The 18,713-nt window shown below is 37.7% G+C and carries 17 protein-coding genes, 1 pseudogene and 1 other annotated feature; of the genes and pseudogenes, 15 read left to right on the top strand and 3 right to left on the bottom strand.

The genetic code is table 11. The features are described from left to right. Positions 1-12 precede the first annotated feature (12 nt). Positions 13-2,613 (top strand): ATP-dependent chaperone ClpB, encoded by a 2,601-nt coding sequence (gene clpB / locus QRY57_RS07545; protein WP_286017099.1) that lies wholly within the window; start codon positions 13-15, stop codon positions 2,611-2,613. Between the two features lie 36 nt (positions 2,614-2,649). On the opposite strand, the gene QRY57_RS07550 is transcribed toward clpB, so the two are convergent. Continuing rightward, complete coding sequence (locus QRY57_RS07550; RefSeq protein ID WP_016113766.1) at positions 2,650-2,832, bottom strand: YjzD family protein; 183 nt, start codon at positions 2,830-2,832, stop codon at positions 2,650-2,652. A 157-nt stretch (positions 2,833-2,989) separates the two neighbouring features. Between QRY57_RS07550 and QRY57_RS07555 the strand changes: the two genes are divergently transcribed. The 8 genes from QRY57_RS07555 (at position 2,990) to QRY57_RS07590 (ending at position 10,301) form a co-directional block, all read left to right on the top strand. Continuing rightward, positions 2,990-3,724 carry a lipase family protein gene (locus QRY57_RS07555; RefSeq protein ID WP_286017100.1) on the top strand — a complete coding sequence of 245 codons (735 nt, stop codon included), beginning with the start codon at positions 2,990-2,992 and terminating at the stop codon, positions 3,722-3,724. Positions 3,725-3,781: 57 nt separating this feature from the next. Beyond that, positions 3,782-4,642, top strand: a complete 861-nt coding sequence (locus tag QRY57_RS07560) for an NAD-dependent epimerase/dehydratase family protein (RefSeq protein ID WP_286017101.1) — start codon at positions 3,782-3,784, stop codon at positions 4,640-4,642. A 53-nt stretch (positions 4,643-4,695) separates the two neighbouring features. Beyond that, positions 4,696-4,869, top strand: a complete 174-nt coding sequence (locus tag QRY57_RS07565; protein WP_026590461.1) for a ComZ family protein — start codon at positions 4,696-4,698, stop codon at positions 4,867-4,869. 118 nt (positions 4,870-4,987) lie between these two features. Next, entirely contained in the window at positions 4,988-5,920 is a 933-nt protein-coding gene (gene fabH, locus QRY57_RS07570) for a beta-ketoacyl-ACP synthase III (protein WP_286017102.1), read from the top strand. A gap of 30 nt (positions 5,921-5,950) precedes the next feature. Further along, entirely contained in the window at positions 5,951-7,189 is a 1,239-nt protein-coding gene (fabF, locus tag QRY57_RS07575) for a beta-ketoacyl-ACP synthase II (protein WP_286017103.1), read from the top strand. Between the two features lie 298 nt (positions 7,190-7,487). Continuing rightward, positions 7,488-7,991, top strand: coding sequence for an SMI1/KNR4 family protein (locus QRY57_RS07580; RefSeq protein ID WP_208017813.1), 504 nt, complete (start codon positions 7,488-7,490; stop codon positions 7,989-7,991). Positions 7,992-8,245: 254 nt separating this feature from the next. Further along, positions 8,246-9,034: a DUF2268 domain-containing putative Zn-dependent protease gene (locus QRY57_RS07585; protein WP_286017104.1), complete on the top strand. Its 789-nt coding sequence runs from the start codon at positions 8,246-8,248 to the stop codon at positions 9,032-9,034. A 520-nt stretch (positions 9,035-9,554) separates the two neighbouring features. Then, a complete protein-coding gene (locus tag QRY57_RS07590; protein ID WP_026590456.1) occupies positions 9,555-10,301 on the top strand; it encodes a YjbA family protein in 747 nt (248 codons plus the stop codon). A 389-nt stretch (positions 10,302-10,690) separates the two neighbouring features. Here QRY57_RS07590 and trpS read toward each other — a convergent pair whose 3' ends face one another. Together trpS and QRY57_RS07600 are read right to left on the bottom strand one after the other, a co-directional pair. Next, entirely contained in the window at positions 10,691-11,680 is a 990-nt protein-coding gene (gene trpS, locus QRY57_RS07595; protein WP_090693277.1) for a tryptophan--tRNA ligase, read from the bottom strand. A gap of 209 nt (positions 11,681-11,889) precedes the next feature. Then, positions 11,890-12,105 (bottom strand) — a binding site (T-box leader). Positions 12,106-12,213: 108 nt separating this feature from the next. After that, positions 12,214-12,594, bottom strand: coding sequence for a DUF3899 domain-containing protein (locus QRY57_RS07600; protein WP_026590454.1), 381 nt, complete (start codon positions 12,592-12,594; stop codon positions 12,214-12,216). A 110-nt stretch (positions 12,595-12,704) separates the two neighbouring features. Here QRY57_RS07600 and QRY57_RS26995 point away from each other — a divergent pair. From QRY57_RS26995 to QRY57_RS07625, 6 genes and pseudogenes are all read left to right on the top strand, one after another. Next, positions 12,705-12,918, top strand: a pseudogene (locus QRY57_RS26995) (hypothetical protein). Next, positions 12,915-14,570 (top strand): peptide ABC transporter substrate-binding protein, encoded by a 1,656-nt coding sequence (locus tag QRY57_RS07605; protein WP_286017105.1) that lies wholly within the window; start codon positions 12,915-12,917, stop codon positions 14,568-14,570. The pseudogene QRY57_RS26995 and the gene QRY57_RS07605 overlap by 4 nt, the downstream one beginning before the upstream one ends. 126 nt (positions 14,571-14,696) lie before the next feature. Beyond that, positions 14,697-15,626, top strand: a complete 930-nt coding sequence (opp3b, locus tag QRY57_RS07610) for an oligopeptide ABC transporter permease (RefSeq protein ID WP_026590451.1) — start codon at positions 14,697-14,699, stop codon at positions 15,624-15,626. Then, a complete protein-coding gene (gene opp3C / locus QRY57_RS07615; protein WP_026590450.1) occupies positions 15,623-16,639 on the top strand; it encodes an oligopeptide ABC transporter permease in 1,017 nt (338 codons plus the stop codon). Before opp3b ends, opp3C begins: the two co-directional genes overlap by 4 nt. A gap of 20 nt (positions 16,640-16,659) precedes the next feature. Beyond that, complete coding sequence (locus tag QRY57_RS07620; protein WP_286017106.1) at positions 16,660-17,703, top strand: ABC transporter ATP-binding protein; 1,044 nt, start codon at positions 16,660-16,662, stop codon at positions 17,701-17,703. Then, positions 17,696-18,631: an ABC transporter ATP-binding protein gene (locus QRY57_RS07625; RefSeq protein ID WP_026590448.1), complete on the top strand. Its 936-nt coding sequence runs from the start codon at positions 17,696-17,698 to the stop codon at positions 18,629-18,631. The genes QRY57_RS07620 and QRY57_RS07625 overlap by 8 nt, the downstream gene beginning before the upstream one ends. The last annotated feature ends 82 nt before the right edge of the window (positions 18,632-18,713 follow it).

Genomic DNA, 18,713 nt, shown 5'->3' on the forward strand with positions numbered 1-18,713 from the left:
AGGTTTGTGAAAATGGACTTAAATCAAATGACGACAAAAACACAAGAAGCGATTATGAGTGCCCAGTCTTTAGCGTTATCCCATCATCATCAAGAAGTAGATACTGTGCATCTATTACTTGCATTACTCAAACAACAAGATGGATTAGCAGTGCGTATCTTTCAAAAAATGAATGTTAATATAGAAGAGTTAACGAAAGGTGTAGAAAGTTTAATTAAGAAGAAGCCTTCTGTAACTGGAAGCGGAGCAGAAGCAGGGAAATTATATGTGACGAGCTTATTGCAGCAACTGCTTGTGAGAGCAGAGTCTGAAGCGAAAAAACTGCAAGATGATTATATTTCAGTGGAACATGTATTGCTCGCATTTTGCGAGGAAAAAGGTGATATACATCAGCTATTTACAAAGTTCCATATTACAAAGGGTACATTGTTACAGTCTTTAATGGAAGTTAGGGGGAACCAAAGAGTGACTAGTCAAAATCCAGAAGTAACATATGAAGCATTAGAAAAGTATGGTCGTGATTTAGTAGCTGAAGTAAAACAGGGAAAAATTGATCCTGTCATTGGGCGTGATAGCGAAATCCGCCGCGTCATCCGTATCCTTTCTCGTAAAACGAAAAACAACCCTGTTTTAATTGGTGAACCTGGGGTTGGTAAAACAGCGATTGTTGAAGGATTGGCACAACGAATTGTGCGAAAAGATGTACCAGAAGGATTGAAAGATAGAACAATCTTTGCATTAGATATGAGTGCACTTGTGGCAGGTGCCAAGTTCCGCGGTGAATTTGAAGAGCGTTTGCAAGCTGTTTTAAATGAAATTAAAAAAAGTGAAGGACGCATTCTTTTATTCATTGATGAGCTTCATACAATTGTCGGTGCGGGTAAAACAGAAGGAGCCATGGATGCAGGGAATATGCTAAAACCAATGCTTGCCCGTGGTGAACTGCACTGTATTGGAGCGACTACTTTAGATGAGTACCGAAAATATATTGAGAAAGATCCGGCGTTAGAACGTCGCTTCCAACAAGTGTTAGCAGAAGAGCCAACAGTAGAAGATACGATTTCTATTTTACGTGGTTTAAAAGAGCGTTTTGAAATTTATCATGGTGTAAATATTCATGACCGTGCGATTGTAGCGGCGTCTGTATTGTCCGATCGATATATATCCGATCGCTTTTTACCAGATAAAGCAATTGATCTTGTCGATGAAGCGTGCGCAACAATTCGAACAGAAATTGATTCCATGCCAACAGAATTAGATGAAGTAACGCGCCGCATTATGCAGTTAGAAATTGAAGAAGCTGCTTTAGGAAAAGAAACAGACCGTGGTAGTCAAGAAAGATTAAAAACATTGCAACGTGAATTATCTGATTTAAAAGAAGTTGCAAATGGGATGCGAGCGCAGTGGCAAAAAGAAAAAGAAGAAATCCATAAGGTTCGTGACTTAAGAGAACACCTTGAACGTTTACGTCGTGAACTAGAAGAAGCAGAAGGGAATTATGATTTAAATAAAGCGGCAGAGCTTCGTCATGGTAAGATTCCAGCGGTGGAAAAAGAATTAAGAGAAGCGGAAGAAAATGGAGCGGGAAATGAGCAAGAAAACCGACTGCTTCGTGAGGAAGTTAGTGAAGAAGAAATTGCAAATATTGTTTCACGCTGGACAGGAATTCCAGTTGCCAAGCTTGTGGAAGGGGAACGTGAAAAACTGCTGCGCTTAGAGCAAATTTTATCAGAACGCGTGATTGGACAGGAGGAAGCAGTGAGTCTTGTGGCAGATGCAGTTCTTCGTGCTCGCGCGGGTATTAAAGATCCAAATCGTCCAATCGGTTCATTTATCTTCTTAGGCCCTACAGGTGTAGGGAAAACAGAGCTTGCCAAAACATTAGCACAATCTTTATTTGATAGTGAAGAACAAATGATTCGTATTGATATGTCTGAGTATATGGAGAAACATGCTGTGTCTCGCTTGATTGGGGCTCCTCCTGGATATGTAGGTTATGAGGAAGGTGGACAATTAACAGAGGCAGTGCGTCGTAAACCGTATTCCGTTATTTTATTAGATGAAATTGAAAAAGCACATCCAGAAGTATTCAACATTTTATTACAAATGTTAGATGATGGGCGTATTACAGATTCACAAGGACGAACAGTAGATTTCAAAAATACAGTTATTATCATGACATCAAATATTGGTTCAGGCTATTTACTAGAAGGTTTACAAGAAGATGGTGCGATTAAAGAAGAATCAAGAGAGCTTGTTATGGGGCAGCTTAGAGGGCATTTCCGCCCTGAATTTTTAAACCGTGTGGATGAAATTATTTTATTTAAACCACTTACAACAAATGAAATTAAAGGCATCGTTGATAAAATTGTGAAAGAATTGCAAGGACGTTTAGTAGATCGTCATATCACGGTGGAATTGACAGAAGCTGCAAAAGAATTTGTTATAGAATCTGGATTTGATCCAATGTATGGCGCACGCCCATTAAAACGATATGTACAGCGTCAAATTGAAACGAAATTAGCAAGAGAATTAATTGCAGGAACAATTACAGATAATAGTCATGTCGTTGTTGATATAGCGAACAATGAATTAGTTATTCATGTAGAGTAAAAAAAGAGTTCGGATGTAATCCGAACTCTTTTTTTATTAGTGTTGTTCTACTGGTTCGTTTGGAATTGCAGCAGCAATTGCCATTACAAGTACAGCAAGAACAATTGAGAATTTAGACGCTAGCGCGAAATCGTATACACCGCCAGTCATAGAGCTAATTACGTAGCTCATCATATGTACAAGCATAAACGACCAAATAAAGGCCCAAATTACACGCATCTTTTCACACCCCTATTCGTTCAATCTGTCCTTATTGTAACACAATTGAAAACAGAATATAGAAAAAAATTTGTGGATTTTTCAACGCAAATTCGGATTCTGTTCATACATTATAAAAGAGTAGTTTTTTATGTTTAGAAAATAAGGCGGGAGAATAATGAGTGTTACGGAACGTTTTTTTTACTTAGAACAAGAACCGTGTGTGATTTATTTGCCAGAGAAGCCAAATGGATTCGGTGTCATGCTACTTGGTGATTACAATTATTTTATTGAGAATGGTACAAGTTTATGGATGCAGCATGCGGGGCGCGCTCATTTTTTAAATGGGCTCATAGAGAATGGATATACGGTTTTTTCATCTAATTTATACGGAAGACATTGGGGGAATGATCAATCGGTTCGTTTAGCGAAGCGATTGTATCATGTTGTGATGAAGAAAGAAACACTAAACGAACAAATTCATATCATTGCAGATGGAATGGGAGCACTTGTGGCTCTTGAAATGATGAATCGGTACCCAGAGTGTATCCGATCTGTGGTGATGCTTACTCCATGCTTAGATTTGCCTGCACATGTGGAATTTGAGAAAGAGCACAAATTTTTCTATAAAAGGCTAGTGAGAGAGTTATCACTTGCGTATGATGTGAAGGAAGCTTTGTTAGAAGCGAAAATTTCCAAGAAGTCCTTTTCTTATTTACCTTCTTGTATACCTGTAAAGATATTTGTACCGACCCAAGAAAAAAAAGCGCGTAAGCAGTTGTTACGAGAATATGAAAAAAAGCGAATAAATGAAAATTGTGAGACATCACTATCGTTTCATTTACAAGATGTAAAATATAAAATGGTTCAACATACATGTCGTTTTTTTAAAAAGTATGAGGAAGATTTATGAAGCTCCAATATACATAGATGAGGAGCTATTTGTTTAGATAGGGAAAGGATTGGTGACATGAAGCGCGTACTGATTATAGGGGCACTTTCGTTTGTAGGCTTTCATCTTGTAAATAAAATGCTTGCGGAAGAAGTGGAAGTGTATGGCCTTGATTTTGCTGATCTAGAAAGTATGTCAAAGATAAGTGAAGAAAAGTTATATTTAATTGGCCGGAATGCTCTGTTTGTGTATTCGTCTATAAGAGGTGAAAATGGATGGAAGACGATAGAAACCGACCATTTTGATGCGGCTTACTTTTGCTTATGTGAACCGAATCAGCAAAATGGATTTCGGAATGAACGAATCATTTTACAATATTTGAAACGTGTTATCCATATGTGCGAGAGAAAGAAAGTGAAGCTAAATCTACTTTCTTCTATTGAAGTAGCAAATATGGAAGATGAATCTGAAAATAAACGGTTATTTATGAAAGTAGAGGAAGAGGTAGAAAAGGGAAATATCCATTATAGTATTTTACGTGTTCCAGTTTTATATGGCCCATGGCAACCTTCTTTTATGACGTACCATAGGCTCATTCTTTCTGAAATTATGGAAAAGGAATATCAACTTGCCCAAAATGAAAATGGAGCGGATCTTCTTTATGTAGAAGATGTGTGTGAATATTTATGGGAAAAAGGCAAAACTGTAGAAAATTTAGGGGTATATAATATGGTCAGTGGTAAAAAGAATTTATGGGAAAAAGGAATTATGCTTTTAAATGCCGAGGATAAAGTGAAGAAAACTGTTAAAGAGGAAAGTAGAGAAGCGATAAAGAGTATTTGTATTGAGAAAAACACACCGTTAGAATTCGGTTTAAATAAACAACTGGCACATTTAAAACGATATAAAGAGTTATACGAAGGACAAAACACATGGTAAACTAGTGTAGAAATAAGGAGTTTGTTACTCCTTCATGGAAAGGATGAAGAACTATGAATGAAAAAAATATGCAGTTTTTACAAATCGCTATGAAACACCTGCCAGAAGCAAAGGCAATTTTAGATGATAATGGGATTGCACTTGATATGGAAAAAGCACAACCAGTACTAGAGTTATTAATGAAAGTAATGGATGAAGCATATGAACTTGGAAAAGCGGGAAAATAAGGTCGACAATATGTCGGCCTTATTTTTTTACTTAGAAATATATTCTAGACAAATAAACATTTATGTTTTAGAATTAGTACCAAGTCATAATAATTGATATAAAACGGAGGGCTGCGATGTGAACGTAGGCATTTTAGGAATTGGGAGATATGTGCCAGAAAAAGTAGTCACTAATCAGGATTTAGAGAAAATAATGGATACATCCGATGAATGGATTCGTACGAGAACGGGAATTGCAGAAAGACGCATTGCCGATGATACAATAGATACTTCATATATGGCGGTAGAAGCTGCCAAGAAAGCACTTGAAGATGCAGGAATTAGTGGAGAACAAATTGATCTTATTTTGGTGGCAACGGTAACGCCAGATCAATCTTTCCCAGCAGTTGCTTGCGTGATTCAAGAACAAATTGGTGCTAAGCATGCAGCGGCGATGGATTTAAGTGCGGCATGTGCTGGATTTATGTACGGAATGATTACAGCGCAGCAATTTATTCAAACTGGAACTTACAAAAATATATTAGTAGTTGGTAGTGATAAACTATCTAAAATTGTTGACTGGAACGACCGCAATACAGCAGTATTATTTGGAGATGGAGCAGGTGCTGTTGTCATGGGAGCTGTTTCAGAAGGGAAAGGTATTCTTTCATTTGAATTAGGAGCAGATGGAAGTGGTGGCAAGCATCTTTATCAAGATGAATATGTTATGATGAATGGTAGAGAAGTCTTTAAATTTGCTGTTCGTCAACTTGGTGACTCTTGTCTTCGCGTTATTGAAAAAGCCGGTCTTACGAAAGAAGATGTGGACTTTTTAGTTCCGCACCAAGCGAATATTCGCATTATGGAATCGGCAAGGGAACGATTAAATTTACCACAAGAGAAAATGAGTACAACGATTGAAAAGTTCGGAAATACGTCAGCTTCTTCAATTCCAATTGCGATCGTAGAGGAATTGCAAAATGGACGTATTCAAGATGGTGATTTAATCATATTAGTTGGCTTTGGTGGCGGATTAACATGGGGAGCAGTTGCTCTTCGTTGGGGTAAATAAGGACTGAGAGAAAAAAGGAGTGTATTTTGTATGGAAAAGAAGCGTGTTGTAATTACAGGATTAGGAGCTGTTACGCCGATTGGAACAGATGTTGAGACAGCTTGGAATAACATTAAAAAGGGTGTATCTGGAATCGGACGTATTACACGCTTAGATCCTGAACAATTTCCTGCAAAAGTAGCAGCGGAAATTAACGACTTTGAAGTCGAGAAATATATAGATAAAAAAGAAGCACGCCGTATGGATCGCTTTACACAATATGCTGTGGCAGCAGCAAAAATGGCTGTTGCAGATGCGAAATTAGAAATTACAGAAGAAAACGGCCCGCGCATCGGGGTATGGATTGGTTCTGGAATCGGTGGTATGGAAACATACGAGGAGCAATTTAAAATCTATACAGAAAAAGGGGCACGCCGCGTTAGTCCTTTCTTCGTACCAATGATGATCCCTGATATGGCTGCTGGTCAAGTATCGATTGCAACAGGTGCAAAAGGAATTAATACTTGCTCTGTAACAGCTTGTGCATCAGGTGCAAACTCAATTGGTGATGCTTTTAAAGTGATTCAGCGTGGTGATGCAGATGCGATGATTACAGGTGGAGCAGAAGCGCCGTTAACAACTATGGCGTTTGCTGGATTCAGTTCAGCTAAAGCATTAACATTTAATGAAGACCCAGCAACAGCATGTCGTCCATTTGATAAAAACAGAAGTGGATTTGTAATGGGAGAAGGATCAGGTATTCTTATCCTTGAAGAGTTAGAGCATGCATTAGCACGTGGTGCGCATATTTATGCTGAAATTGCTGGATATGGTGCAACAGGTGATGCGTTCCATATTACAATGCCTGCTCCTGGCGGTGAGGGCGGTGTTCGTGCGATGCGTCAAGCATTAGCAGATGCAGGTCTTCAGCCGGAGGATATCGATTATATTAATGCCCATGGCACAAGTACAGATGCGAATGAGAAATACGAAACGATGGCAATTAAAGAAGCATTTGGTGACCATGCATATAAAGTAGCAATTAGCTCTACAAAATCAATGACTGGACACTTATTAGGAGCAGCTGGTGCTGTTGAAGCAATTTTCTCTGTTAAATCGATTACAGATGGCGTAATTCCGCCAACAATTAACTATGAAACACCAGATCCAGAATGTGATTTAGATTACGTACCAAACAAAGCGAGACATCAAGAAGTACGTACGGTTTTAAGTAACTCATTAGGATTCGGTGGCCATAACGCAGTATTAGTATTTAAAAAGTATCAATAATATATTGTAGTAAGAGGGTGTTTTGAGAAGCAGCAAAGGGGTTGTTTCTTAAAACACCCTTTTTTAGGTGGGAAAGAGCGTCCGATCATACGTAGAATCGATCGGCTTTTTTCATTTATCTTATTCTTCTCTTTTTTTATAATGAACGGTATGATGGAAGGAAACAACAAGATACCTATGTTACATATAACAGAAGTCATTCTAAATTTTATAAAAATGTCAAAAACATAATGCTCCTTTTAGTTATCAGGTTGGGGTATAAAGAAAAAGCACACGATAAAAAGGAAGTGAAACTCACATGGTAAACACATTGCATACCTTTTGGGAGGACTCTGATGAGTTCGTAAACCCAAATCCAGTTACAGATGAAATGATTCGGATTGCAGAAGAAAAATTAGGTTATAAATTACCAGATTCCTACATTTGCTTAATCAAATCGCAAAATGGTGGTACACCTGTACAGAATTGTTTTCCTACTACCGTACCTACCTCTTGGGCTGAGGATCATATTTACGTAGCAGGATTCTATGGCATTGGTGGCGAGCATGGAATTGATACAGAGGGAATTTACATGATAGAGGAATTTGAATATCCACCTTCTTGTATATATGTAGGAGAATCGCCTACAGCTGGACACGATGCTGTTTTGTTAGACTATAGCGAGTGCGGAAAACAAGGCGAACCAAGAGTAATTCATGTGAATGTAGAAAATTATCAAGATCCAATCATTACGTTCTTAGCGGACGATTTCCAAACTTTTTTAGAAGGGTTACTCCCGTACTCTCATTTTGACAAGGATTAAATGTTTGATTGTCGACAAACAGGCCCTTTTGTGAGGTGCCTGTTTGTATGAACAAAAACTAAATTATAATTCTTATACCCGCCTTTTCCCCTCAGTTTAACAGTGCTCCAACAGAAGTTCCCTTCAGCAAGCACATGCAGGAAAGATGAAGCTGTGCAATTCGAAACAAATCAAAGCCAATCAAAAGTTTCACTTCATCACTTCGCGTTCGCTCCTTTTCTTGCATATGTATAGAAGAGAGGGGAGAGGTGAAGATGGGGATTATTCAAACTGCAGATTGGTTGCATCTTTATTATGGACGTCCAGAAAAACTTTGTGAGAAGTTTACAAAATATATTCCATTGCCAAAAGAAAGATTATATCGTTTTTTAATTTCTAAAGGTATGTATCGACCAGTGATGGAAGGAAAAAAGGAAATTGAGCAGTTAGAGGAAAAACAGATTTGGAAAGAGCTTGCCAATGAGTATGAAGAACTTAAGAACTGGTTGCAAGGCCCGGATGTCCCTGTCTTTATTTTATTATCAGATTCATATAATCGCACTGTGCAAACGGAATATAATGGAAAATCCGGCTTAACAATGCGTCACGTGATTTTCTTATTCGTATGTGGGCGAAATACGGTAGAGGAATTAAAAGCTTTACTTACACATGAATATCATCACATATGCCGGTTACACCAAATTGAAAAGACAGAAAAGGATTATACATTACTTGATACGATGATAATGGAAGGGCTTGCAGAGCAAGCGGTGTATGAAAGGCACTCAGAAAAGAGTTATGCACCATGGACATCGTACTTTACAAAAGAAGAAGCGATTCATTATTGGGAGAAGATTGTAAAAAACAGAAAAGATATTCAGAGAGGAACAAGGGAGCATGATTATTTATTAAATGGAGTGCAAATGTACCCAAAGATGCTGGGATATGGCGTCGGATTTCATATTGTAAAAGATTGTGTGGAACTTGAAAAAGATAATACGCTTTCTTTATTGTCTTTAGATGCAGTCCGCATATTAAATAAAGCGAAAACATTTACTTCTTGATAAGGAATAAATAAGAAACTTGGCGCTGCCAAGTTTTTTTGCATGATGAAAATGGAAGTAAGGAGCAGTGGAGAAATAATATAAAACGAAAGAAAGCCTTTCTTTTTAGGTGGAAGAGAGTGTCCGATCATGCGTAGAAGCGGTTAAGGACTTTTTTCTCTTCGGGCCGAGTGAAACAAAAGGAGATAAAAGTACAATTCAGCTCTGGTGGCTTCGCGCCTTCCAGCGAGGCAAAAATCGCCTCTAGGTCCGGAGCTCCATCCTCCTCGCATTCTAAGCGAGCCGCTGCCGCTTTTTGTTATAATCTAGCTCCAGCGGCAAAAATCGCCTCTAGGTCCGGAGCTCCATCCTCCTCACATTCTAAGCGAGCCGCTGCCGCTTTTTGTTATTATAGCCGCGGCTTATATGTCGAAAAAACAAAATGGATATATGAATAGAATATATTTCCTTTAGTGGAATAAATTTTTTAAAAACTGAACATAATGAGATGTACAAACAGTAATAAAGTGAGGGGTAGAAAATGTTATATCTACATGATGTATGGGTAAATTGGTTTGAAGGTGAAGAAAATGGGTATAACGTTTGTAATTTTTACGAATGGCGGAAGGATGATACGATCGAATTATTAGATCAAGTGCCATTATTAAAAGTAGATTCTACATTATATCATTACATCGAGAACGAATTATTGGAACTTCCGCAAAAATTATTGGAAGACGTACATCATAAGGCGTATATTCGTAAAAATCATGAGCGTTTGCAACAGGAGTATTGTTTTGTTGTAACAGATGGAAAAGGAATTATTGCAGTGGATTCAATTGGCTACAATGTGCCGATTCGAAAAAGTAGGCTTATTCCACGTCAAGAGCAGATGGTATATGAGATGGTAGAAAATGTCCAAGCAGAAAAGTATGAGTTTCAAATGGAAGAATCACAAAAAGAACATCATATTTTATCGCCATCGCCATATATTATGAATGGCTTAACGCGTAAAGAAAGACAATTAAAACAATTGCTTTTTATGGCCCTAGATCAACTACATACAACGAAAAATCCAGCTGAGATTCGCTATTGGTATACAGAATGGGATCCATCTGCATATGGAACTGTTCAACATATGAAATTTGAAGATGTTTGGGAGCGCCTTTATGAAGAAGCGCAATATGGCTGGTCAGAGAAGCATGAACAGCTATGTGAACGCCTTGTAAAAGGGCAACCATTCTTTGAAAAGCTATGGGAAATGGAAAATGAGCAAAAGGTAAATTAAAAAACCCGCCAAATTTGGCGGGTTTTTTAATTTAGTCGAGCTCCAGTGGGAAGAATGTTCGGTGGCGTCGCGCCTTCCTGCGAGGTAAAAAGCGCCCCTGAGTCAGGAGCTCCATCCTCCTCACATTCTAAACGAGCCACTTCCGCTTTTTGTAGTAACCCCTAGCCCTTCGCGTCCAAGAACCTTCCCCACGAGAAGGTAAAAAGCACCTTCTGTGGGAAAGAACCTTAGACACCCAGGGTTAAGCAGTCGCCTCCGCTTTTTGTTATAATCCAGCTCCAGTGGGAAGAATGTTCGGTGGCTTCGCGCCTTCCTGCGAGGCAAAAAACGCCTCTACGTCAGGAGCTCCATCCCCCTCACATTCTAACGAGCCACTTCCGCTTTTTTCATTACCTACGTTTTCTGCTTAATCCCATTGCATTTTCAACTTTACGTAGTTGTTTGAATGCAACGCGGTTTGCTTTTTCAGCACCTTTGTCAAGGATTTCATCTAATTCAGGAGAGTTGATTAGTTCGTTATATTTTTCTTGAATTGGACGAATTGCTTCTACGACTACTTGGGCTAAGTCACCTTTAAAGTCGCCGTATCCTTTTCCTTCGTACTCCGCTTCTAGTTCTTCAATTGTTTTGCCTGAGAATGAAGAGTAGATTGTTAATAAGTTGGAAACACCAGGTTTGTTTTCTTTGTCGTATTTTACGATACCGTCAGAATCAGTTACGGCACTTTTAATTTTCTTTTCAATTGTTTTTGGTTCGTCAAGCATACTAATCATTGACTTTGGATTTGGATCAGACTTACTCATTTTTTTCGTAGGCTCTGTTAATGACATAACACGTGCACCTACTTTTGGAATACGAATCTCTGGAATTGTGAAAATTTCACGGAAACGTTTATTGAAACGCTCTGCTAAATCACGAGTTAATTCCATATGTTGTTTTTGATCATCACCAACTGGCACAATCTCAGTATTATAAAGTAAGATGTCAGCTGCCATTAATGGTGGATAAGTAAGTAATCCAGCTGGAATAGACTCTTTACCAGATGATTTATCTTTATATTGCGTCATGCGCTCTAATTCTCCAACATATGCGATAGATTGCATAATCCATCCTAGCTGAGCGTGCGCAGGCACCTCTGACTGTACAAATAAAGTTGATTTTTCAGGATCAATACCACAAGCTACATATAGTGCAGCTAGGCTACGAATATTTTTGCGAAGCTGTACAGGATCTTGAGCTACTGTAATTGCATGTTGGTTTACAATGCAGAAATAACAATCATGTTCATTTTGTAACTCCGTAAATTGCTTCATTGCACCTAAATAGTTCCCAAGCGTAATTGTTCCGCTCGGTTGAATACCAGAAAAAATAACTGACATAAGTAATTCCTCCTTAAATTGGATATGTATTGTTAAAGAGTAGGGAGTCGCTTTTTGAGTAATCTAGCTCCAGCGGCAAGAATGATCGGTGGCTTCGCATCTTCCTGCGAGGCAAAAAACGCCTCTACGTCAGATGCTCCATCCCCCTCACATTCTGAACGAGCCGCTTCCGCTTTTTAAATACAAAAAAGCCCATTCATCCCAAATGATATAGGGACGAATGGACCGCGGTACCACCCTAATTATTTCACAGTTGTGAAATCTCTTGCATCCATTATAACGTTGGATATAACGCCAAAGCCTACTTCTTTCGGTTCGGTTTGGTGCTCAAAAGCCCATTCCATACTGTACAATTACTTGTTCTCACCAACCACAAGCTCTCTGAAATTGCTGCAATATGTACTCTTCTTTCTCATCGCATAAATATGAATTTATTATAATATAGCTCTGTTTTTTAACAGCTGAGCAAGCCGCCACTTTTTGATATAAAATGTTTTGCAAGTAATTATATCATATAGAAAATCGTTTGCAAACTACATCAAAATAGTAAAGCTAATAAGTGTAGAGATGAGACCTAACAGAATACCTGTAAGGCAGATAGGGTATGTCCATGTGAAAGAATACGTTTTATATATTCTTTCTTTTTTGTTTGTTGCTGGTTCTTCTTCTTCAATTAAAGATTCTACTTTTTTGTTCGTTCCAAATACTTTTTGAAACGCATATATCGTTATGTTGAAAAAACCACTTTGAAATAAGAATAAAAAACCTCCTATAATGATGAAAAAGAGCGCAATATAAAACATAATATTGACAAAATTCAACAAATATTGAGCTGAAGATAAGAATGCTCCAATACTAGAAGCGATTATTGCCAACGATATTAGTATACAAGTGTGAAAAGAAAGTTTATTCAAAATATTCCCCTCCGTCAAAATATTACTAGAATTATTATACTATAAAAGTTATAATGAGTACTAGGAATAATTATTTGAAAATTATACGCAATTTCGTATTTTATTTCAATATGATGGGAGCAATGTTAAGTACTCCATTTACAAAAAAATAAAAAAAATAAACATTTTATTAAAAATTTTAACAAAAAAACAAAAAACTATATTCACAATCGTCACATTATATGTATAATGAAAATTGTAGAAACTTGGAGATTATTCTTTCAATTCTGCTTTTTAGCAAGTGGGGGTACAGGAAGTGCACTTAGGGGAGGCAGTTCAACATGAAGAAAAAGACGTCGCTATTACTTGCATCGACATTGACTGCAAGTATGTTACTTGGGGCTTGTGGGTATCAAAAAGATGATGCCAAAGCAAAAGGGAAAGAAAAAGAGAACAGCAGTAGTAATGGAAAACAAATTGTTAATTTAACGGAACTATCTGAAATTCCGACAATGGATGCGTCTATGACATCAGATTCCGCATCCTCAATGGTATTAAATAACACGATGGAAGGATTATACCGTGTTGGAAAAGACCAAAAGGCTACCCCAGGCGTAGCGGAATCCTATGAGAAACTAGAAGATGGTAAGAAATATATCTTCAAATTACGAAAAGATGCGAAATGGTCAAACGGAGATCCTGTAACAGCACATGATTTTGTTTATTCTTGGAAACGTGCAGTGAATCCGGATACAGGCGCTACATATTCTTATATCATGTTTGATATAAAAAATGCAGAGAAAATTCATAAAAAAGAGTTACCAGATACTGAATTAGGTGTAAAGGCAATTGATGACCATACATTAGAAGTAGAGTTAGACAATCCTGTTCCTTACTTTGTTGATTTAACAGTTTACCCTGTGTTCTACCCATTAAATGAAAAGTATATACAATCACAAGGGAATAAATTTGGTTTAGAGGCAACTACAACACTTTACAATGGACCATTTGTACTGAGTGAATGGAAACATGAAAGAAGCTTCCAGTTTAAGAAAAATCCGTCATATTGGGATAACAAAACAGTTAAGCTTGAAGAAGTTAACTTTAATATTGTGAAAGATACAGCAACGGCCGTTAATTTGTATGAGACAAATGCAATTGATCGAGTAGATTTAAAATCTGAATTTGTGGACAAGTACAAATCAAGTTCAGAATTTAAAGCAACGAAAGAAGCAGGAGTTGCATACTTACGTTTCAATCAAGGAAATAAATTCTTAGCAAATAAAAATTTACGTAAGGCAATTTCAATGTCCTTTGAACGTGAAAATGTTGCGAAAGTTATCTTAAATAATGGAGCTATCCCGGCGTATGGATTTGTTGGTAAGGATTTTGCTGAAGGGCCTAATAAGAAAGACTTCCGAGCTGAAAGTGGAAAACTTGTAGACACGAATGTAAAAGAAGCGAAGAAATTGTGGGACACAGCAAAGAAAGAGCTTGGTACAGACAAAGTTGAATTAGAGTTGTTAAACTTTGATAACGAAGATTCTAAGAAAATTGGTGAATTCTTAAAAGGTGAGATTGAAAAGAATTTACCAGGAGTGACACTCAAGATTAAACAGCAGCCATTCGCACAAAAAAATAAATTAGAAGATGCGCAGCAATATGATGTTTCTCTTGGTATTTGGAGTCCAGACTACCCAGATCCAGTGTCATACTTAGATATGTTTGTTACTGGTGGTACACAAAACAAAACAGGGTATTCAAATCCAAAATATGATGAACTAATTTTAAAAGCAAAAACAGATACGAAAGATTTACAAGCTCGTTGGGACAATCTTTTACAAGTTGAAAAAATGTTAGTTAAAGAAGATGCGGTGATTGCACCAGTTTACCAAAAAGGAGCATCTTATATACAAAAGGGTACCGTAAAAGATATTGCCAAACATAATTATGGTGGTAAATATTCCTTTAAATGGGCATCTGTTGAGCAAAACTAATTTTTATTCCATCGTTTACAAGGGTATATGCCTATGATGGGCGTATGCTCTTATTTTAAAAAAATAAAAGTAAGAATATTTCAAACTATCTTATTGCTTTTGAGAAAAATGGGGAGGTGCTTGATTATGGGACGTTATGCATTAAAACGTTTCGTGTACATGGCTTTGACGTTATTTTTAATTACTACGTTGACATTCTTTTTAATGAAATTACTGCCGGGTTCTCCGCTTAAAAACCAAGAGAAATTATCTCCGGCACAAAGAGAAATCATTTTGGAAAAATACGGTTTGAATGATCCGGTACCAGTGCAATATGCGCGCTACTTAGGAAACTTAGTAAAAGGTGATTTAGGAGTATCATTCCAATATGATAACCGTCCAGTAACTGAGATGATTGTTGATCGTATTGGACCATCAGCACAACTTGGATTCCAAGCAATTCTATTAGGAACATTTATAGGCTTAATTTTAGGGATTGTTGCAGCACTTCGTAATAATACATGGGTGGATTACGGGGCAACCATAATTTCCGTACTCGGGATGTCGGTACCATCATTCGTATTCGCAGCATTATTACAATATTTTGTAGGGGTAAAACTTGGTTGGTTCCCAGTGGCATTCTGGAAAGGACCTGAATTTACAGTTATGCCTACGGTTGCTTTATCGATGGCGGTTATCGCAACGATTGCTCGTTTTGCTCGTGCAGAATTGATTGAAGTTATGCAAGCTGATTACATTTTAACAGCGAAAGCAAAAGGGATTAGTCAAGGAGTTATTATTATAAAACACGCACTTCGTAACGCATTGATTCCAGTTGTTACAATTTTAGGACCAATGGTTGCAGGGTTAATTACAGGAACACTTGTTATTGAACAAATCTATGCTGTACCTGGACTTGGGGAACAGTTTGTTAAATCCATTCAATTAAATGACTATACAGTTATTATGGGAACAACAATTTTCTATAGTGCAATCTTTATTTTAGTTATTTTTATCGTGGATATTCTATATGGAATTATTGATCCTCGTATTCGTTTAGCGGGAGGGAAAAAATGATGAAAGATTTACAAAAATTATCTCCAGATCTATTCCAAATAGCTAATCAAAGTAACATTGATAATGAAGTCATTGCCCGTCCGAGCTTAACGTTTTGGCAAGATGTGAGAAGACGTTTGTTTCAACATAAAGGAGCAATGTTTGGACTTGTATTGCTGATCCTTATTGCGCTTTTGGCAATTTTTGGACCGATGGTAAGTAAATATTCTTATAAAGATCAAGATTTAGGCCGTGCAAAAATGCCGCCGAAAATTCCAGTGCTTGAAAATGTTCATTGGTTACCATTTGATGGTACAGACCAATATGGCGTTGATCAATATGAGAAACGTGATATTAAAGAGTATTTCTGGTTTGGTACAGATGATCTTGGGCGTGATCTTTGGACAAGAACATGGGAAGGAACACGCGTATCATTATACATCGCTCTTTTGGCAGCGGCAATTGACCTAGTAATTGGGGTTGCATACGGAGGTATCTCAGCGTTCTATGGCGGACGAGTAGATAATATCATGCAGCGTATTATGGAAATTATTAATGGTATTCCGTATTTAATTATCGTTATTTTGATGGTAATTATTATGGGATCAGGTATTTGGTCCATTACACTTGCGATGGCCATTACCGGTTGGATTGGTATGTCACGGATTGTGCGTGGACAAATATTAAAATTAAAGAACCAAGAATATGTATTAGCATCTCGTACATTAGGTGCAACAAATACACAATTAATCGTAAAGCATTTAATTCCGAACGTAATGGGACCAATTATCGTTATGACAATGTTTACAATTCCTACAGCAGTGTTCGGTGAAGCGTTCTTAAGTTTCATTGGACTTGGTATTCAACCACCATTTGCATCGTTAGGTTCTCTTGTAAATGAGGGGTATAAATCGATTCAAACATATCCACATATGATGTTCATCCCTGCGGTTGTCATCAGTGTGTTAATTTTAGCATTTAACTTAATGGCAGATGGATTACGCGATGCGTTAGATCCAAAAATGCGTAAGTAAACGAGGAAGGAGAGGTAAAAATGAAAACATTGTTAGAGGTAAAAGATTTACAAGTCTCCTTTGATACACACGCTGGCGAAGTACAAGCTGTTCGCGGAGTTACATTTGATTTGAAAAGGGGAGAAACATTAGCGATTGTAGGAGAATCTGGTTCTGGGAAATCAGTTACTTCGAAAGCGCTAATGGGATTAATCCCTAATCCTCCGGGACGCATTAAAGATGGAGAAATTGTATTTGATGGTCGTGATTTAACAAAATTAACGGAAAAAGAAATGCAGCAAGTGCGTGGGAAAGAGATTGCAATGATTTTCCAAGATCCGATGACATCATTAAACCCAACGATGACAATCGGTAATCAAATTATGGAAGGTCTTATTAAACACCAAGGAATGAGCAAAGCGGATGCTCGTAAAGTTGCTTTAGAGCTTCTTGACCTTGTTGGAATCCCAAACCCAGAAGCGCGTTTAAAGCAATACCCACACCAATTCTCTGGTGGTATGAGACAACGTGTTGTTATCGCAATGGCGCTAGCTTGTAATCCGAAATTATTGATTGCGGATGAGCCGACAACAGCACTGGACGTTACAATTCAAGCGCAAATTTTAGAACTTATGAAGGACATTCAGCAGAAAACGGAAGCAGCGATTATTTTCATTACGCATGATTTAGGCGTAGTAGCAAACGTTGCGGACAGAGTTGCAGTTATGTATGCAGGTAAAGTTGTTGAAATTGGTACGGTTGATGAAATTTTCTACAACCCAAAACATCCGTATACATGGGGATTGATCGCGTCTATGCCAAGTTTAGATGGTTCAGAAGCTGAGTTATATGCAATTCCTGGAACGCCTCCAGATTTATTAAAACCGCCAAAAGGGGATGCATTTGCACCACGTAACCCACAGGCGTTAAAAATTGATTTCGAAATGGAACCACCGTTATTTAAAGTAAGTGATACACATTATGCAGCAACATGGTTACTTCACGAGCAAGCACCAAAAGTACAACCGCCAGAAGTCGTTCAAAAACGAATTCTTCAAATGAAAGCAGGTGAACAACATGACTAATCAACGTGAGAAATTAATTGAAGTGAAAAATGTGAAGCAGCACTTTAATGTTAGTGGTGGTGTTGTAAAAGCGGTCAACGATATTTCATTTGATATTTATCGCGGTGAAACATTTGGACTTGTAGGGGAATCTGGTTGCGGAAAATCAACAACTGGAAGAACGATTATCAGGTTATACGATGCAACTGGTGGAGAAGTGTTGTTCGATGGTGAAAATGTACATGGTAAGAAGTCACGTGCAGAATTAAAGAAATTTAATCGTAAAATGCAAATGATTTTCCAAGATCCATATGCGTCATTAAATCCTCGTATGACAGTTGGAGATATTATTGCAGAAGGCATTGATATTCACGGTTTAGCAAAAAGTAAAAAAGACCGCATGGATCGTGTGCATGAATTATTAAACACAGTTGGTTTAAATAAAGAGCATGCCAATCGTTTCCCGCATGAGTTCTCTGGTGGACAACGTCAACGTATCGGAATCGCTCGTGCACTTGCGGTAGAACCAGAATTTATTATTGCGGATGAGCCGATTTCAGCACTTGACGTATCAATCCAAGCGCAAGTTGTAAACTTATTGAAACAACTGCAAAGAGAAAAGGGTTTAACATATTTATTCATCGCCCATGACTTATCCATGGTAAAATACATCAGTGATCGCATTGGTGTTATGTATCGCGGTCAAATTGTTGAATTAACAAGTAGTGACGAGTTATACGAGAATCCAATTCATCCGTATACAAAATCACTATTATCAGCAATTCCGCTTCCAGATCCAGATTACGAGCGCAATCGTAAGCGTATCGTATACGATCCATCTCAGCATCAATATGGAAATGAAGAGCCAAAGATGCGAGAAATCCGTCCAGGACATTTTGTTCTTTGTTCCGAAGCAGAATACAAGAAATATAAAGAAATCTATCAATAATAGAAAAGAAGCGGCCTGGGAGGTCGCTTCTTTTTTTATACATACAAATTAGAAAACTGATATAAACTCTTTCTTTTTGGAT

The organism is Bacillus arachidis (genome assembly GCF_030285945.1).
In the GTDB taxonomy this organism is placed as follows: Bacteria; Bacillota; Bacilli; order Bacillales; family Bacillaceae_G; genus Bacillus_A; species Bacillus_A arachidis.

Bases quoted from the DNA above. Each gene is read 5' to 3' on its own strand.
- QRY57_RS07555 (WP_286017100.1), top strand. From the start codon at position 2,990: ATGAGTGTTACGGAACGTTTTTTTTACTTAGAACAAGAACCGTGTGTG.
- QRY57_RS07605 (WP_286017105.1), top strand. From the start codon at position 12,915: ATGAAGAAAAAGACGTCGCTATTACTTGCATCGACATTGACTGCAAGT.
- QRY57_RS07550 (WP_016113766.1), bottom strand. From the start codon at position 2,832: ATGCGTGTAATTTGGGCCTTTATTTGGTCGTTTATGCTTGTACATATG.
- opp3b (WP_026590451.1), top strand. From the start codon at position 14,697: ATGGGACGTTATGCATTAAAACGTTTCGTGTACATGGCTTTGACGTTA.
- QRY57_RS07565 (WP_026590461.1), top strand. From the start codon at position 4,696: ATGAATGAAAAAAATATGCAGTTTTTACAAATCGCTATGAAACACCTG.
- QRY57_RS07620 (WP_286017106.1), top strand. From the start codon at position 16,660: ATGAAAACATTGTTAGAGGTAAAAGATTTACAAGTCTCCTTTGATACA.
- QRY57_RS07560 (WP_286017101.1), top strand. From the start codon at position 3,782: ATGAAGCGCGTACTGATTATAGGGGCACTTTCGTTTGTAGGCTTTCAT.
- opp3C (WP_026590450.1), top strand. From the start codon at position 15,623: ATGATGAAAGATTTACAAAAATTATCTCCAGATCTATTCCAAATAGCT.
- clpB (WP_286017099.1), top strand. From the start codon at position 13: ATGGACTTAAATCAAATGACGACAAAAACACAAGAAGCGATTATGAGT.
- QRY57_RS07580 (WP_208017813.1), top strand. From the start codon at position 7,488: ATGGTAAACACATTGCATACCTTTTGGGAGGACTCTGATGAGTTCGTA.
- QRY57_RS07585 (WP_286017104.1), top strand. From the start codon at position 8,246: ATGGGGATTATTCAAACTGCAGATTGGTTGCATCTTTATTATGGACGT.
- trpS (WP_090693277.1), bottom strand. From the start codon at position 11,680: ATGTCAGTTATTTTTTCTGGTATTCAACCGAGCGGAACAATTACGCTT.
- QRY57_RS07625 (WP_026590448.1), top strand. From the start codon at position 17,696: ATGACTAATCAACGTGAGAAATTAATTGAAGTGAAAAATGTGAAGCAG.
- QRY57_RS07590 (WP_026590456.1), top strand. From the start codon at position 9,555: ATGTTATATCTACATGATGTATGGGTAAATTGGTTTGAAGGTGAAGAA.
- fabF (WP_286017103.1), top strand. From the start codon at position 5,951: ATGGAAAAGAAGCGTGTTGTAATTACAGGATTAGGAGCTGTTACGCCG.